The organism is Pseudomonas sp. NPDC089758 (assembly GCF_044748705.1).
Classification (GTDB): domain Bacteria; phylum Pseudomonadota; class Gammaproteobacteria; order Pseudomonadales; family Pseudomonadaceae; genus Aquipseudomonas; species Aquipseudomonas putida_X.
This window is the reverse complement of sequence record NZ_JBIVGN010000015.1, coordinates 44,726-58,500: the sequence shown is the minus strand read 5'-3', so window position 1 is coordinate 58,500 and position 13,775 is coordinate 44,726. Positions and strand designations below refer to the sequence as shown.

At 65.4% G+C, this 13,775-nt stretch carries 15 protein-coding genes; 3 read left to right on the top strand and 12 right to left on the bottom strand.

What is annotated here, in order from left to right; genetic code table 11:
* Positions 1 to 126: 126 nt before the first annotated feature.
* Both hemE and ACIPZH_RS19365 read left to right on the top strand, forming a co-directional pair.
* On the top strand, positions 127 to 1,191 hold the full coding sequence (hemE, locus tag ACIPZH_RS19370; RefSeq protein WP_267820364.1) for a uroporphyrinogen decarboxylase: 1,065 nt from the start codon (positions 127 to 129) through the stop codon (positions 1,189 to 1,191).
* A 151-nt stretch (positions 1,192 to 1,342) separates the two neighbouring features.
* On the top strand, positions 1,343 to 1,690 hold the full coding sequence (locus ACIPZH_RS19365; protein ID WP_400624581.1) for a YgiW/YdeI family stress tolerance OB fold protein: 348 nt from the start codon (positions 1,343 to 1,345) through the stop codon (positions 1,688 to 1,690).
* A gap of 53 nt (positions 1,691 to 1,743) precedes the next feature.
* Here the strand turns inward: ACIPZH_RS19365 and ACIPZH_RS19360 are convergent, their stop codons facing one another.
* A complete protein-coding gene (locus ACIPZH_RS19360) occupies positions 1,744 to 2,901 on the bottom strand; it encodes an MFS transporter (RefSeq protein WP_400637479.1) in 1,158 nt (385 codons plus the stop codon).
* Positions 2,902 to 3,096: 195 nt separating this feature from the next.
* Between ACIPZH_RS19360 and ACIPZH_RS19355 the strand changes: the two genes are divergently transcribed.
* The gene (locus ACIPZH_RS19355) at positions 3,097 to 3,990 is read left to right on the top strand and encodes a LysR family transcriptional regulator (protein ID WP_241805123.1); all 894 of its coding nucleotides are present in this window, start codon (positions 3,097 to 3,099) and stop codon (positions 3,988 to 3,990) included.
* A 235-nt stretch (positions 3,991 to 4,225) separates the two neighbouring features.
* On the opposite strand, the gene ACIPZH_RS19350 is transcribed toward ACIPZH_RS19355, so the two are convergent.
* The 11 genes from ACIPZH_RS19350 to ACIPZH_RS19300 are packed head-to-tail and all read right to left on the bottom strand — an operon-like array spanning position 4,226 to position 13,770.
* Positions 4,226 to 4,672: an excinuclease gene (locus ACIPZH_RS19350; protein WP_241805125.1), complete on the bottom strand. Its 447-nt coding sequence runs from the start codon at positions 4,670 to 4,672 to the stop codon at positions 4,226 to 4,228.
* A gap of 35 nt (positions 4,673 to 4,707) precedes the next feature.
* A complete protein-coding gene (locus tag ACIPZH_RS19345; RefSeq protein WP_400637406.1) occupies positions 4,708 to 5,934 on the bottom strand; it encodes a beta-ketoacyl-ACP synthase in 1,227 nt (408 codons plus the stop codon).
* Complete coding sequence (gene fabG / locus ACIPZH_RS19340) at positions 5,934 to 6,662, bottom strand: 3-oxoacyl-ACP reductase FabG (RefSeq protein ID WP_400637404.1); 729 nt, start codon at positions 6,660 to 6,662, stop codon at positions 5,934 to 5,936. Before fabG ends, ACIPZH_RS19345 begins: the two co-directional genes overlap by 1 nt.
* Positions 6,655 to 7,125 (bottom strand): hotdog family protein, encoded by a 471-nt coding sequence (locus tag ACIPZH_RS19335; RefSeq protein WP_400637402.1) that lies wholly within the window; start codon positions 7,123 to 7,125, stop codon positions 6,655 to 6,657. Before ACIPZH_RS19335 ends, fabG begins: the two co-directional genes overlap by 8 nt.
* A complete protein-coding gene (locus ACIPZH_RS19330; protein WP_400637400.1) occupies positions 7,122 to 8,315 on the bottom strand; it encodes a beta-ketoacyl-[acyl-carrier-protein] synthase family protein in 1,194 nt (397 codons plus the stop codon). The genes ACIPZH_RS19335 and ACIPZH_RS19330 overlap by 4 nt, the downstream gene beginning before the upstream one ends.
* Positions 8,312 to 8,797 carry a hypothetical protein gene (locus ACIPZH_RS19325; RefSeq protein WP_400637399.1) on the bottom strand — a complete coding sequence of 162 codons (486 nt, stop codon included), beginning with the start codon at positions 8,795 to 8,797 and terminating at the stop codon, positions 8,312 to 8,314. Before ACIPZH_RS19325 ends, ACIPZH_RS19330 begins: the two co-directional genes overlap by 4 nt.
* Complete coding sequence (locus ACIPZH_RS19320) at positions 8,794 to 9,525, bottom strand: class I SAM-dependent methyltransferase (protein WP_241805133.1); 732 nt, start codon at positions 9,523 to 9,525, stop codon at positions 8,794 to 8,796. The genes ACIPZH_RS19325 and ACIPZH_RS19320 overlap by 4 nt, the downstream gene beginning before the upstream one ends.
* Positions 9,522 to 10,769, bottom strand: a complete 1,248-nt coding sequence (locus ACIPZH_RS19315) for an NAD(P)/FAD-dependent oxidoreductase (protein WP_400637397.1) — start codon at positions 10,767 to 10,769, stop codon at positions 9,522 to 9,524. The genes ACIPZH_RS19320 and ACIPZH_RS19315 overlap by 4 nt, the downstream gene beginning before the upstream one ends.
* Entirely contained in the window at positions 10,756 to 10,896 is a 141-nt protein-coding gene (locus ACIPZH_RS19310) for a hypothetical protein (protein ID WP_241805135.1), read from the bottom strand. The genes ACIPZH_RS19315 and ACIPZH_RS19310 overlap by 14 nt, the downstream gene beginning before the upstream one ends.
* Positions 10,893 to 13,220 carry an MMPL family transporter gene (locus tag ACIPZH_RS19305; RefSeq protein WP_400637395.1) on the bottom strand — a complete coding sequence of 776 codons (2,328 nt, stop codon included), beginning with the start codon at positions 13,218 to 13,220 and terminating at the stop codon, positions 10,893 to 10,895. Before ACIPZH_RS19305 ends, ACIPZH_RS19310 begins: the two co-directional genes overlap by 4 nt.
* The gene (locus ACIPZH_RS19300; protein WP_241805190.1) at positions 13,204 to 13,770 is read right to left on the bottom strand and encodes an outer membrane lipoprotein carrier protein LolA; all 567 of its coding nucleotides are present in this window, start codon (positions 13,768 to 13,770) and stop codon (positions 13,204 to 13,206) included. Before ACIPZH_RS19300 ends, ACIPZH_RS19305 begins: the two co-directional genes overlap by 17 nt.
* Positions 13,771 to 13,775: the final 5 nt, after the last annotated feature.

The following is a 13,775-nucleotide window of genomic DNA, read 5'->3' as shown; positions in this document are numbered from 1 at the left end:
GCCTCATCGGTTTTGTATACAAAATTGTTTGATCCACGGCACCCAATAGACAAAACGCATGGTCTCAACCGTGCCTTTTGCGCTGGCGTCTGAGAAAATGCCCGCACTTTTTTGCCGGATGCCGACATGACTGCCCTGAAGAACGATCGTTTCCTGCGTGCACTGCTCAAGCAACCCGTAGACGTCACCCCTGTATGGATGATGCGCCAGGCCGGCCGTTACCTGCCGGAATACCGCGCCAGCCGCGCCAAGGCCGGTGACTTCATGAGCCTGTGCATGAACCCCCAGTTCGCCTGTGAGGTCACCCTGCAGCCGCTGGAACGCTACCCGCTCGACGCAGCGATCCTGTTCTCGGACATCCTCACCATTCCCGATGCCATGGGCCTTGGCCTTTACTTCGAGACCGGCGAAGGCCCGCGTTTCAAGAAGGTCATCAGCACCCCGGCCGACATCGAAGCGTTGGCCATCCCTGATCCGCAGAAAGACCTCGGCTACGTGATGGATGCCGTAAGCACCATTCGGCGCGAGCTCAACGGCCGTGTGCCGCTGATCGGTTTCTCCGGCAGCCCATGGACCCTGGCCACCTACATGGTCGAAGGTGGCTCGTCCAAAGACTTCCGCAAGACCAAGGCGATGGCCTACGACAACCCGCAAGCCCTGCACATGCTGCTGGACAAGCTGGCACAGTCGGTCACCAGCTACCTCAACGGGCAGATTCTGGCCGGTGCCCAGGCCGTGCAGATCTTCGACACCTGGGGCGGCAACCTGTCGGCGGCGGCGTATCAGGAGTTCTCCCTGGCCTACATGCGCAAGATCGTCAGTGGCCTGATCCGTGAGCACGATGGGCGCAAGGTGCCGGTAATCCTGTTCACCAAGAATGGCGGCCTGTGGCTGGAGAGCATCGCTGAAGCCGGCGCTGATGCACTGGGCCTGGACTGGACCTGCGAGATCGGCGACGCCCGCCGCCGCGTGGGTGACAAGGTTGCCCTGCAAGGCAACATGGACCCGACCGTGCTGTACGCCAAGCCCGAGGCCATCCGCAACGAAGTGGCACGGATCCTGGCGAGCTATGGCAAGGGTACCGGCCATGTGTTCAACCTGGGTCACGGCATTACGCCGGAGGTCGACCCGGAGCATGCGGGCGTGTTCATCAACGCCGTGCATGAACTGTCCGCGCAGTACCACCAGTGATCTGAGTGCTGGCCAGTCACGCGAATCGGGGCCGCTTTGCGGCCCATCGCCGGCAAAGCCGGTGCCATGCCCTGGTTTTGTTGCATTAAGTTTTAATTCAGCGATCGTCGCTAATCTGGTCCCATCGAAACCGAAACAGGACCCGAACCTCATGAAAGCTCGCTACTTCGCTCTGATTCTCGCCCCCTTGTTCAGTACCGCTGCCTTGGCCGCCGGCTATACCGGCCCAGGCGCTCAGGCGGTGACAACCGTCGCCGCGGCCAATGACGCAGCCGATGACACCCCCGTAGTGCTGCAGGGGTATGTCACCAAGAAGGTCGACAATGACGACAAGTACGAATTCAAGGACAACACCGGCACCATCTCCGTCGAGATCGACGATGAAGACCTGCCGCCGACGCCCTTCAACGACAAGACCAAGGTCAAGCTGACCGGTGAGGTGGAAAAGCACCTGATGAGCCGTGAAGTGGATGTGGACATCGTCGAGATCGTGAACTGACCTGAGGGCCCAATCGTCGGCAAACCGGGGATTGGGCTGCAGCGCAACCCTGTTCAGGCAGCCTTGGGCGCCAGCTTGCTGAGGTGCAATGCCACCAGCAACGCCACCGTCAGCAGGCTGCCGATGAACAGCCCGATACCACTCCAGCCCCACTGGTGCCAGAACACCCCACCTGCTGTGCCCGCCACACTCGACCCCGCGTAATAGCAGAACAGGTACAACGAAGAAGCCTGGCCCTTGGCCTTCAGCGCTCGCCGGCCGATCCAGCTGCTGGCTACCGAATGCGCTCCGAAAAAGCCGAAGGTAAAGATCAGCATCCCCACGATAATCATCACCAGGGGGCTGGCCAATGTCAGCAACAGCCCGCCCGCCATGACCAGAATGCTCGCCCAGAACACCCGCCGGCGTCCCAGTTTATCTGCCAGCGCCCCCACTTGTGCCGAGCTGTAGATACCCGACAGGTAAACCACCGATAGCAGGCCGACCAGCGCTTGGTTCATGTGATAGGGCTCGGCCAGCAACCGATAGCCGATGTAGTTGAACAGGGTGACGAACGCGCCCATCAGCAGGAACGCTTCGAGGAACAACCAGGGCAGGCCCGCGTCCTTGAAGTGCATGACGAAGCCGTCCAGCAGGCTGCGCGGCCTCAGCGTCTGCGCCCTGAAATTGCGCGATTCGGGTAGCACCTTCCAGAACACCAGCGCCGCGATCAGGGCCAGGCCACCGATGGTCAGCATTGCCGTGTGCCAGCTGACGAAGTCGATCAGCACGCCGGTGATCAGGCGACCGCTCATGCCGCCGATGGCATTGCCACCGATATACAAGCCCATGGCCAGGCCGATGTGCTGGGGGTGGATTTCTTCGCTCAGGTAGGTCATCGCCACAGCTGCCAGGCCGCTCAGCGACAGGCCGACCAGCGCCCGCGTGGCGAGTACGCCTTCCCAGGTCGGCATCACCGCGCTGACGATGGTCGATAACGCGGCGCAGAGCAGGGCAAACACCATCACCGGCTTGCGCCCGATGCGGTCGGAAATCGGCCCGGTGATCAGCAGGCCGAACGCCAGCATGCCGGTCGACACTGACAGTACCAGGCTGCTCTGCGCGGCATTGATCGAAAACTCCTGCGACAGCAGCGGCATCATCGGCTGCACGCAATACAGCAGGGCGAAGGTCGCGAAGCCCCCGCTGAACAGGGCCAGTACGGTCTTCATGAAGGCAGGGGTGCCTTTCTCGATCCAGATGTCGTTCAGCGGGGTGGGCTCGGGCTCAGCAGGAAGGGGGGCTACAGCAGTCTTCACGGGTGGGTACCTCAGGTGCAATGAAAAAATCATATAGCTGCCTAATGATTAGATCCAATATATTGTTCGACCTATTTAAGATGTTTGACGACTTGTTCTGGGGGCCCCATGGAACTGCGCCACCTGCGTTACTTCATTGCAGTTGCCGAAGAGCTGCACTTTGGGCGGGCGGCCCAGCAATTAGGCATTTCTCAGCCACCCCTGAGCCAACAGATCCAGGCCTTGGAACAGGAGTTGGGCGCCCGCTTGTTCGAACGTACCAATCGTCGGGTCGAGTTGAGTGAGGCCGGCCGGCTGTTTCTCGAGGAAGCGCGTCAGGTACTCGCGCAGGTTGAGAAGGCGGCTGATGTCGCGCGCCGCGCGCAGTTGGGTGAACTGGGCGAAATGAAGATCGGCTTTACGTCGTCTGCCCCCTTCACCTCGAAAATTCCCAAGGCTATTCATGCCTTCCGCCAGCGTTTCCCGGCAGTGCACCTGAACCTCAAGGAAATGAGCAGCCGCGATGTCGCCGAGGGGGTGTTCGATGAGTCCATCGAGGTCGGGCTGATGCGGCCCATGCCCTTGCCGGAAGGGCTGGTGGCCACGGAGTTGTTTCGCGAACCATTGGTGGCGGTGATCAATGCCTCGCATGCGCTGGCCGAAGGGACCGAGCACGGTGTGCACATGGCGGCGCTGGCCCACGAACCGTTCGTGTTCTTCCCGCGCAGTTACGGCAGTGGTTTGCACGCCCAGTTGCTCAGCCTGGCGCGGCAGGCGGGGTTCAATCCGCATTTTGCTCAAGAAGCGGGGGAGGCCATGACCATCATTGGGCTGGTGTCGGCGGGTTTGGGGGTTTCGGTCCTGCCGGCTTCATTCCAACGCATGCGCATCGAGGGCGTGGTGTACCGCACCCTGCTGGATGAAGAGGCGACGTCAGCGGTGTGGCTGGTGCAGCGTGAACGAGGCGGGTCGGCGATGGCGAGAGCGTTTGCCGAGTTGGTGACCGGGCAGGTATACGGCTAGGCGGGCAAAAGCGGGCACGATTGGACTGGCCTGCGCGCACCGGCGAGAGCTGGCTTGCCAGCGATGGGCTGCATAGCAGCCCTAATGGAGCTGACTCACTGGAATTGACGTGGAGATGGCACTGCTAAAAGTGCCAAACCTGAAGGCTGATGCCGGTCTTTTAGCGATTCAGGGCCGCTTTGCGGCCCATCGCCGGCAAGCCGGCTCACACATTTTTTCAGGTTTGCAGAACAGATCAGTTCACGCGCGCCAGGTCACCCTTGAGCGCCACACCCGCGATCACCGCTCCAGCATGGCACTCGTAAGTCGCAGCATCCTTGCGCTCGTTTTTCTTGTAGTAGCTGGCGATATTGGTCACCGCGTTGGCGTTCACCTTGCGCGCGGCGTCCTGCAGGGTCAGCAGGGCCGATTGCAACGCCCATTCGCAGGCCGCTTCGTCGCTTTTGTTGAAGGCATTGGTCTTCTTGTTGGTGACCGCGTTGGCGCTGATCACATTGACCTTGCCGCGTGGCTGTACGCCAGCCAGGTAGAACTTCACCGAGCCATCGAGCTTCTTCTCGTTGAGCATCTGCTGCACAACTTTCTCGAAGGGTAGGTACAGGGCGGTGTCACGGGCCTGGCTGACGCCCGGCAGGGCGCAGAGCAGCAGGGCGGTGGCAGCGGTCCAGGTTTTCAGGCGCATCGGGTCTTCCTTGGTTTCAGTGGGGTTGGGTGGCGTCAGTGCCAGCGACGGAAGATCAACGAGGTGTTGACCCCGCCGAAGGCGAAGTTGTTGTTCATCACATATTGATGGTTCATGGCGCGGAACTCGCCGCGCAGGTAGTCCAGTTCACCGCAGCGTGGGTCGACATTATCGAGGTTGAGCGTGTGTACGTAGCGGTCGCTGTTGAGCATCTCGATGCTGAACCAGGACTCCAATGCACCGCAGGCACCGAGGGTGTGGCCGAGGAAACTCTTTTGCGAGCTGATCGGCATACGCGGGCCGAACAGGCTGCTGGTGGCCAGCGTCTCGGCGATATCGCCCTGCTCGGTGGCGGTGCCGTGGCCGTTGACGTAGCCGATGGCCTCGGGCGGCAAGTTTGCGTCCTCCAAGGCCAACTCCATGGCGCGGCGCATGGTTAGCTGCTCAGGGCGGGTGGTGTGCTGGCCGTCGGCATTGCTGCCGAAACCGACGATTTCGGCGTGGATCTTCGCCCCACGGGCCAGGGCATGTTCCAGTTCCTCCAGCACCAGCATGCCGCCGCCCTCGCCGATCACCAGGCCGTCGCGGCCGCTGTCATAGGGGCGCGGGCTCAGGTGGGGTGTGTCGTTCTTCAGGCTGGTGGCGTACAGCGCGTCGAACACCATCGCCTCGGTCGGGCACAGCTCCTCGGCGCCACCCGCGAGCATCAGCGGCAGGCGGCCGAACTTGATCGCCTCGTAGGCGTAGCCGATGCCCTGACTGCCGCTGGTGCAGGCGCTGGAGGTGGGGATCAGGCGCCCGGTGAGGCCGAAGAAGATGCTGATGTTGGCGGCGGTGGTGTGCGGCATCATGCGCACATAGGAGTTGGCGTTCAGGCCATCAGCCACCGAGTTCAGCAGCATGTTGCCGAACGCCTTGATTTCGTCGGTGCTGCCGGTGGACGAACCGCAGGCCACGCCCATGCGCCCATCGCGGATGCTCGGGTCGCCGAGCAGCCCGGCATCGTCCAGGGCACGCTCGGCGGCAGCCACTGCCAGGCGCGAAACCCGGCCCATGCTGCGCAGTTGTTTGCGGGTCCAGTGGCTTGGCACCTTGAAATCATCGATGGGGCCCGCCAGGCGTGTGTTCAACTCCTCGAAACGGTCCCATTCGTCCATGCGGCGGATGCCGCTGCGCTGGTTGGCGAAATGCCCGCTGATGCTCGCCCAGTCGCTGCCCAGGGCGGTGATCCCGGCCATGCCGGTGACGACGACGCGGCGCATCAGCATAGCCCCCCGTTCACCGCCAGGACCTGGCGGGTGATGTACGCCGCCTCGGGCGACATCAGGAAATTCACCGCGCCGGCCACCTCCTCCGGCGTGCCCATGCGCCCGGAGGGGATCATCTTCAGCAGCTCGTCCACCGGCACGTGTTCGTCGAGCATGGCCGTGTCGATCAGCCCGGGGGCCACGCAATTGACGGTGATGCGGCGCTTGCCCAGTTCTATTGCCAGGGCCTTGGCGGCGCCGATCAGGCCCGCTTTGGAGGCGCTGTAGTTGACTTGGCCTCGGTTGCCGATCAGCCCCGACACCGAGGTGATACAGACGATGCGCCCCGGCGCGCGGCGGCGGATCATCGGCATGGTCAGTGGCTGCAGGACGTTGTAGAAGCCGTCGAGGTTGGTACGTAACACCTGGTCCCAGTCTTCGTCAGTGAGCGCCGGGAAGGCGCCGTCGCGGGTCAGGCCGGCGTTGCAGACCACGCCGTAGTAGGCACCGAAGCGTTCCACGTCGCTTTCGAGAATGGCCCGGCAGGCAGCGCGATCGCTGATGTCGAACTGCAGCACCCGTACCTGCTGGCCCAGCGCGCGGATTTCCTCGGCCACTGCATGGGCCTCGGCCAGGCCGCTGCGGCAGTGCAGCACCAGGTCGTAGCCGGCCCGGGCCAGGCGCAGGGCGATGGCGCGGCCGATGCCCCGGCTCGAGCCGGTGACCAGAATGGTATCAGTCATGGGAAGGTTCCTCTGGGCGTGCTTCGGCCAGGTAGCTGGCCGCTTGGGGCGGGCGGTAGACGTTCAGGCGGGCACTGGCATGGATACCGGGGCCGCGCAGGTGGCATTCGAACACGCCCATGCCGTTCTCGTCTTCGAGCGAACGCAGGGCGTGGATGTGCAGTTCGGCGCCGGCCGGGAAGTGCTCGACATCACATTCGAACTTGCGCGTGCCGAGCAGAAAGCCCAGTTCCACCGGCTGACCATTGCGCCGCGCCCGGCAACCGGCATAGGCCGCCACGCTCTGGGCCATCAGCTCGACGCCGAGCCAGGCCGGCAGGCTGCCATCGGCGCGGTTGAACAGGCCGCCGGGGCGCACGGTGGCGCGGGTGTGGATCTGCTCGTCGTCGCAGCTGTCGACCAGGTCGATCAGAATCATGTCGCCGGCGTGGGGCAGCAGCTCGGCCAGTGGCCAGGGGATCATGGGGTGTCTCCGAGAATCAGGCTGACGTTGTTGCCGCCGAAGGCGAACGAGTTGCTCATCAAACGGCGTGGGCGTTGCGTGCCCATGCGCTGGCTGCCGTCGACCAAGGCCAGGGCCGGCAGTGCCGGGTCCTGTTGGCGGTCCCATACATGCGGCGGCAGCAACCCCTCGGGGTTGTGCCCGCTCAAGCTCAACCAGCAGAACGCCGCTTCCAGCGCGCCGGCGGCGCCAAGCGTGTGGCCGGTCATCGGTTTGCTCGACGAGCAGGGCAGCGTGGCGCCGAACAGGGTATGCACGGCCAGGCTTTCCATGGCGTCGTTATGCGCCGTGGCAGTGCCGTGCAAGTTCAGGTAATCGATCTGCGCGGGTGCAAGGCCGGCATTGTCCAGTGCTTTGCCCATGCACTGCAAGGCGCCAGTGCCGGTCGGGTCGGGGGCAGAGATGTGGTGGGCGTCGGAGCTGGCCCCGGCACCCAGCAATGCGATGTGACTGCCTGCGGCGTTGCTCTCGCGGGTCATCAGGAACAACGCCGCCGCCTCGCCGATGTTGATGCCGTTGCGGTTGACCGAGAACGGGTTGCAGCGCTGCTCGCTGATCGCCTCCAGGGCGCTGAAGCCATTGAGGGTCAGGCCGCACAGGCTGTCGACGCCGCCGCACAGCACCGCGTCGCACAGGCCCAGGTCGAGCAGGCGCCGGGCGCTGAGCAGGGCACGGCCACTAGAGGTGCAGGCGGTGGAAATCACGTAGGCCGGGCCGCTCAGCTGCAACCAGTCGGCGAGGAAGTTGGCCGGTGCGCTCAGCTCTTGCTCGGCGTAGCGGTAATTGGCAGGGAACTGCCCGCTTTGCAGGTACTGCGAGAAGCCTGCGCTGGCTTCGGCGATGCCAGAGGTGCTGGTGCCGAGGATCACCGCGACGCGGTGCGCGCCATACCGGGCGATGGCCTGGCGGATGGCCGGCTCGATCTGCAGGGCTGCGGTGTACAGCAACTGGTTGTTGCGGCTGTGCTGCTCGGGCAGCGGCACGGCGGGCAGGGCGCCGATGACCGCCCCGACCGGTGGCTGGCGCTCGGGGATCCAGCCCGCTGCCGGCTGCATGCCGGAGCAGTCGCCGGCGAACAGGCGCGCGGCCACTTCGGCCTGCCCTTGGCCAAGGGCGCAGACCAGGCCGAGGGCATTGAGGTAGGCGGTCATGGGGTGTCCTCGCGGGGCAGAGGGTCGACTGAATAACGCAGGCCATCACCGAGGTTCAAGTCGAAAGCGTCGGCGGCGCGATAGCGGACCTGCCAGCGATCGCCCAGCCAGCGCCGCTCATTCTGCTGGCGCGCCTGCGGATAAAGCTGCGGCAGTTGCTCGGGCGGGGTCAGGGCAAACAGCACGGCGGCGAACAGCTCGCGCGCGGCCGGGTTTGGCGGCAGCAGGCCATCGGCATGCCACTGCTGGCCATCGAGCAGCTGACGCGCCTGGGGAATGCCCAGCAGGTCGAGCAGCGACCAGCGCAGGTAGCCGTGCTCGCCCTGGATCACCAGCAACCAGTCCTGGCGCTGGCCAGCCTGTTCACGTTCGACATGCAGCTGCTGCGGCAGTTGCAGCGCAGGCATGTGCGCCGGCAGCGGCGGGCGTGCGGCGCAGGCGCCGAGCAGCAGGCACAGGCCCAGGGCCAGCAGGTGTTTCATGGCTGCTCCAGGGGCTTGCGCGCCACCACGTTGACCAGCGTCTCCTCGCGCTGGCCGACCGCAGGTGGCGTGCGCAGGCCCAGGCGTTCGAGCAGGCCGAAGTCCGTGGCGCGACTCCACCACAGGTAGGGATACGAGACGTTGCGCGGGCCGAACTGGAAGCCTTGCTGGCGCAGCATCTGCAAGTACCCCTCGGCGCTCTTTTGCACGTGCATGGGGTGGCGGAAGAACCAGCGGATCACCCAGGTATCGATGTAGGCTTCGGTGGACTCGGCGAACAGCAGGTAGCCGCCAGGCTTGAGCACCCGGTAGAACTCGGCCAGGGCCTTTTCCTGCTCCACCAGATGGTGGAAGGTCTGGTGGCAGAACAGGATATCGACGCTGGCGTCCGGGTACTGCAGCCGGGCGCAGTCGCTGCCGCGCAGCTCCACCTCAAGGCCCAGGCGGCGGGCCTCGGCGGCGCTCAGCTCAAGGCTGTGCGGGTCGGCATCGGTGCCCATCAGCTTGGCCGGGGCGAACACCTGTTGCAGGTGCTTGAACGACTTGCCCTGGCCGCAGCCGGCGTCGAGCAGCACCGGCGCCTGCGGCGGCTCACCGTCGAACAGTTGGCGCAGGTCGTTGATCGCCACGCGCAGCACATGGTGCTGCCAGACGTGGCTGGCAAGGAAGCGGAAACCGATACGGGTTTCTTCGACGTAGGTGTCGCTGAGGAACGGGCGCTGGTTCATGCAGGGGCTCTCGCGCACAGCTCGGCCAGCGTGCGCAGGCGCCGCCTCGGCTCGGCGACGAACGGGTTGCGGGCGTCCCAGGCGTAGCCGGCGAGGATCGAGCTGATCATGGCGCGGATCTCCGGCGAGCTGCCGGGGTGGTAGATGACGTCCTGGAAGCTGCCGTCGTACCAGCCTTCCACGTACACGCGGAAGGTATCGACGCCACGCTTGAGCGGTTCGGCGAATTCGCCCTGCCAGTCCACCGCCTCGCCTTGCAGTTGGCGGTGCAGCAGGCCGGCGGCCATGCTCGCCGAACGCATGGCGATGGTCACGCCCGAGGAGAACACCGGGTCGAGGAATTCGGCGGCGTTGCCGAGCAAGGCGTAGCCCTTGCCGTGCAGGGCCTTGACGTTGGCCGAGTAGCCACCGATGGTGCGTGCTGGGGTGTCCCACACCGCGTTGGCCAAGACCTTGGCCAAGCTTGGGGTCTGCGCCACGAAGTGCTTGAGGCAGGCATCCAGGTCCTTGGGCGCGGCGGCGAAGCGCTCGGCGGCGGCGACCACGCCCAGCGACGTGCGGCCATCGCTGAAGGGGATGGTCCAGAACCAGATGTCGCGGTGCTGGGGATGAGTGGTGATGAGGATCTTGTCGCGGTCGAAGCCTGGATGGTCGATGCGGTCCTCGATGTGGGTGAACACTGCCTGGCGCACAGGGAAGTTCGACGGTGCCTCGAGGTCGAGCAGGCGCGGCAGTACGCGGCCATAGCCGCTGGCGTCGAGCACGAAGTGCGCCTGCACGTCGTATTCACTGCCATCCGGGCGACGGGCGCGCACCTGCGGCCGTTCACCGCTCATGTCGGCGCTGACGATCTCGTGCTCGTAGCGGATTTCGACGCCCTGAGCCTCGGCCTGGTCGGCCAGCAGCTTGTCGAAGCGCCCGCGCTGCACCTGAAAGGTGCTCGGCTTGCCTTGGCTGAAGGTCTGGCCGAAATCGAAGGCGGTGTATTCCTCGCCCCAGGCGAAGGCAGCGCCGTTCTTGTGCTGGAAGCCGGCTGCTTGCAGGGCATCGAGCATGCCCGCTTCCTCGACGAAGTCGAGGCAGTGGGACAGCAGGCTTTCGCCGATGGAGAAACGTGGGAAACGCTGGCGTTCGATCACCAGCACGTCGTGGCCCTGGCGCTTGAGCAGCGCGGCGGCGATGGCGCCGGACGGGCCGGCACCGATCACCAGCACCTGGCGTTGTTGCAGTTCAATGTTCGGCATGAGGGCTCCTTGCCATGGAAACGGAATTCGAAAGGATGTGCTGGGCCAGTGCGGCGACACGGCGCAGGCCGAGCACCCACAGGGCGAACAGACACAGGGCCATGGCCCAGAGCGACAGCGGGGTCATGGGTGCGGTTGCGCTCCATCACGGGGGGCCGCCCAGGGGGCCAGGAGGAAACTGAACGCCAGGCCCAGGCTCACGGCCAGGCCGAAACTGCTCACTGCCGGTGTGCTCGACAGCGCCAGCAGGCCGAACGACAGCCAGGTGGTCAGCGCCGCCAGCAAGGTGCCGAGCAGGCTAACCGCCGCGCCGCCGATGCGCTCGTGCATGAGGATCGCGTAGTCGACGCTGATGGCGGTCACCAGCAGCAGGCCGAACAGGCTGAACAGGGTCAGCGGTTGACCGAGCCAGCCGAGGCTGGCCAGGCTGCACAGCGCCGCCAAGAGCGGCAGGGCGACGATACGCAGTGAACCACGCAAGCCGAACGGCGGCACCAGCAGCAGCAGGATCAGCGCGCAGGACAGCAACTTGAGCTCCGCCGCACTGACCTGAGTAGCGGCGAACAGCTGGTTCAGTTCACCGAGGCGGTCGATCAGTTGCACGCCATCGAGGCCATCGGTCTGCAGGTGCAGCAGCGTGGTGTCGCTCAAGCCTTGCAGGCTGACGATGGCGGCTACTCCGCTGTCTTGCTGGCCCAGCCACAACGGCCGCCAGGCTTCGCCGAGCGGGCCGGCCAGGACGTGCTCGATGGCCTGGTCCGGCAGTTGGCGCAGCTGATCAGCCTGCGCGGCCAGCGCGGCCTGCGGAACGCCCAAGGCCAGCAGTGGCTGCCAGTGTTGCGGCAGTACGGCCAGTGCCTGGCGTACCTGGCCTTGAGCGGCCGGGCTGGCAACCAACTGGCTGAGGCTCATGAACCCCTTGAGCTTGCCCAGCTCGACCAGCTCTTGAAGCTCGCCGGACAGCGCCTCAAGGCGGCCCAGCAGTTGTTGTTGATCGGCCCCGCGTACCAGGTAGAACTGGCTGGTGGGCTGGTAGCCGGTGATGCGCGCCACCGCCTGGGCTTCTTCCATCAGTTGCGGCGGGGTGCCAACCCACTGGCGGATGTCGTTGTGGGTTTGCAGCTGCCACAGGCCAGCGGCGCAGAACGACAGCGCCAGAGCCAGCAAGGCGCCGCTGGGCACCTTGCGCAGCAATTGCGCGCGCCAGGTGGTGAGGGTTTCGGCGATGCGCAGCGGCCATTGCGCCGGTTGCAGTTCGACCGTGGCCAGCAGCGCTGGCAGCAGGCACACCGCGCTCAGGTAGGCGCCGACCAGGCCGGCTGCCGAGAACGCGGCGATCTGGGTCAGTGCCGGGAACGGCGTGAAGGCCAGGGCCAGGTAGCCGATGCAACTGGTGGCCAGGCTCAGGCTCATGCCCGGCAAGGTCAGGCGCATAGCTGGCCAGCTGCGCCAGGGCTTGAGGCTCCAGCCCTTGGACAGGTAGTGCAGTGGGTAGTCGACCGCCACGCCGATCAGGCTGGAACCGAGTACCAGGGTCATTACGTGCATCTGGCCGAACAGCGCTACGCACACCACCGAGCCGAACAGCATGCCCACCAGTACCGGGACGAACGCCAGCCACGCCCGCCAACGGCGGAAGGTCAGCAGCAACAGCAACAGGATGCCCAGTGTGGCGCCACCCCCGACCCAGGTGATTTCCCGGCTGGCCTGTTGCTGGCCGGCAGCGGCGTGCAGCAGGCCGCTGGCTGCCAGCAGGTGGGCACCGGCCTGGCCGGCCTGGGCGCGGCTCTGCTTGAGCAGTTCGGCTACCTGCAATGGCAGGTGCAGGTCGAAGGCGTTGCCCACGGTGCGCGCGCGCAGCAGCACCCAGGCCTGGCCGTCGGCCTGGGCGACCAGTGCGCCGCTGGTGGTATCCAGTTCGACATTGGCCGGCTTCGGCTGGCTGTTCTGGATACGCCCGGTAAGGCCCAGCCAGTCGTCCTGGCTGGGCACCAGGCTGAAACCGGCGAAGGGGTCGAACAGGCTTTGCACGCGTTGCTCGATAAAGGCGTCCGGGTGCTCGACCAGCTGTTTCCGGTCCTCGGCCGCCAGCATCGCCAGGCGGCCTTGCAGCAGTTGTTCACGCACCGCCTGCAGGTCGGTCTGCAGGCTCCACTGGACCTTTTCGAACAGGCCGCTGGCCTGCCATTGCCCGGCCAGTTTCTGCGCCATGGCCAGCGCCTGCTGGCGGTCGGCATGGCCGACCAGCACCAGCAGCTCGCGGTTGAGCGGCTCCTGCATGCGTTGTTCGGCGCGCTTGACCAGTGGGTCCTCGGTGGCCCCGGGCACCAGGGTCATCAGGTCGGCGGACAGCGGCGCGCCGCGATGCCACTGCCAAGCGGCAATCGCCAGCATGGCCAGCAGCAGGCAGACGAACAGGCGCGGCAACAGGCGTTCAGTTGGCAAAGTCACGGCGCTCCGCGTCGCTCAGGGCAGCGCTGCCACTGCTGTCGGGCATGCGCAGCACGGTGCTGTCACCCTGGGTTTCGCTCAGCACGATGCGTTCGACATAGCGCCCGCCGCTGATGTCGATGTGGGTGAAGACCTGCTTGAGCAGCAACGAACGGGGCGTCAGGCGCAATTGCCACTGCTCGGCCTCGCCGCTCAGGCTCAACTCGAAGTCCCGTTGCAGGCCGCTGCTGTCGCCTTGCAGCACAGCGAAGAACAGGCGGTTCTGCTCGGCCCCGGCGCTGCGGCTGGGCAGGGTTTGCCAGCCACTCGGGTCGCGCCGGGCAATGCCTTGGGCGTCGATGCGGTAATCCTGGCGCAGTGGCGTTTGCAGCAGCCACAGCAGGCCAAGGTCGCGGGCCAGCACGAAGCGGCCCTTGCTCAACAGGGGCTGGGGCAGGGCACGCAGATGCTTTTCCTGGATGAACGGACCCTTGATCACCGCCGGCGCGCTCAGTTGCTTTTGCAGGTCGTCGAGGCCGAAGGCGAAGGCTAGAGGGCTGATGAGCGACATCACGA

Excerpts from the sequence above, each read along its gene's own strand:
- ACIPZH_RS19320 (WP_241805133.1), bottom strand. The coding sequence starts at position 9,525 with ATGAACCAGCGCCCGTTCCTCAGCGACACCTACGTCGAAGAAACCCGT.
- ACIPZH_RS19300 (WP_241805190.1), bottom strand. The coding sequence starts at position 13,770 with ATGTCGCTCATCAGCCCTCTAGCCTTCGCCTTCGGCCTCGACGACCTG.
- ACIPZH_RS19325 (WP_400637399.1), bottom strand. The coding sequence starts at position 8,797 with ATGAAACACCTGCTGGCCCTGGGCCTGTGCCTGCTGCTCGGCGCCTGC.
- ACIPZH_RS19330 (WP_400637400.1), bottom strand. The coding sequence starts at position 8,315 with ATGACCGCCTACCTCAATGCCCTCGGCCTGGTCTGCGCCCTTGGCCAA.
- ACIPZH_RS19365 (WP_400624581.1), top strand. The coding sequence starts at position 1,343 with ATGAAAGCTCGCTACTTCGCTCTGATTCTCGCCCCCTTGTTCAGTACC.
- ACIPZH_RS19350 (WP_241805125.1), bottom strand. The coding sequence starts at position 4,672 with ATGCGCCTGAAAACCTGGACCGCTGCCACCGCCCTGCTGCTCTGCGCC.
- ACIPZH_RS19345 (WP_400637406.1), bottom strand. The coding sequence starts at position 5,934 with ATGCGCCGCGTCGTCGTCACCGGCATGGCCGGGATCACCGCCCTGGGC.
- ACIPZH_RS19355 (WP_241805123.1), top strand. The coding sequence starts at position 3,097 with ATGGAACTGCGCCACCTGCGTTACTTCATTGCAGTTGCCGAAGAGCTG.
- ACIPZH_RS19310 (WP_241805135.1), bottom strand. The coding sequence starts at position 10,896 with ATGACCCCGCTGTCGCTCTGGGCCATGGCCCTGTGTCTGTTCGCCCTG.
- fabG (WP_400637404.1), bottom strand. The coding sequence starts at position 6,662 with ATGACTGATACCATTCTGGTCACCGGCTCGAGCCGGGGCATCGGCCGC.
- ACIPZH_RS19335 (WP_400637402.1), bottom strand. The coding sequence starts at position 7,125 with ATGATCCCCTGGCCACTGGCCGAGCTGCTGCCCCACGCCGGCGACATG.
- ACIPZH_RS19315 (WP_400637397.1), bottom strand. The coding sequence starts at position 10,769 with ATGCCGAACATTGAACTGCAACAACGCCAGGTGCTGGTGATCGGTGCC.
- ACIPZH_RS19360 (WP_400637479.1), bottom strand. The coding sequence starts at position 2,901 with ATGAAGACCGTACTGGCCCTGTTCAGCGGGGGCTTCGCGACCTTCGCC.
- hemE (WP_267820364.1), top strand. The coding sequence starts at position 127 with ATGACTGCCCTGAAGAACGATCGTTTCCTGCGTGCACTGCTCAAGCAA.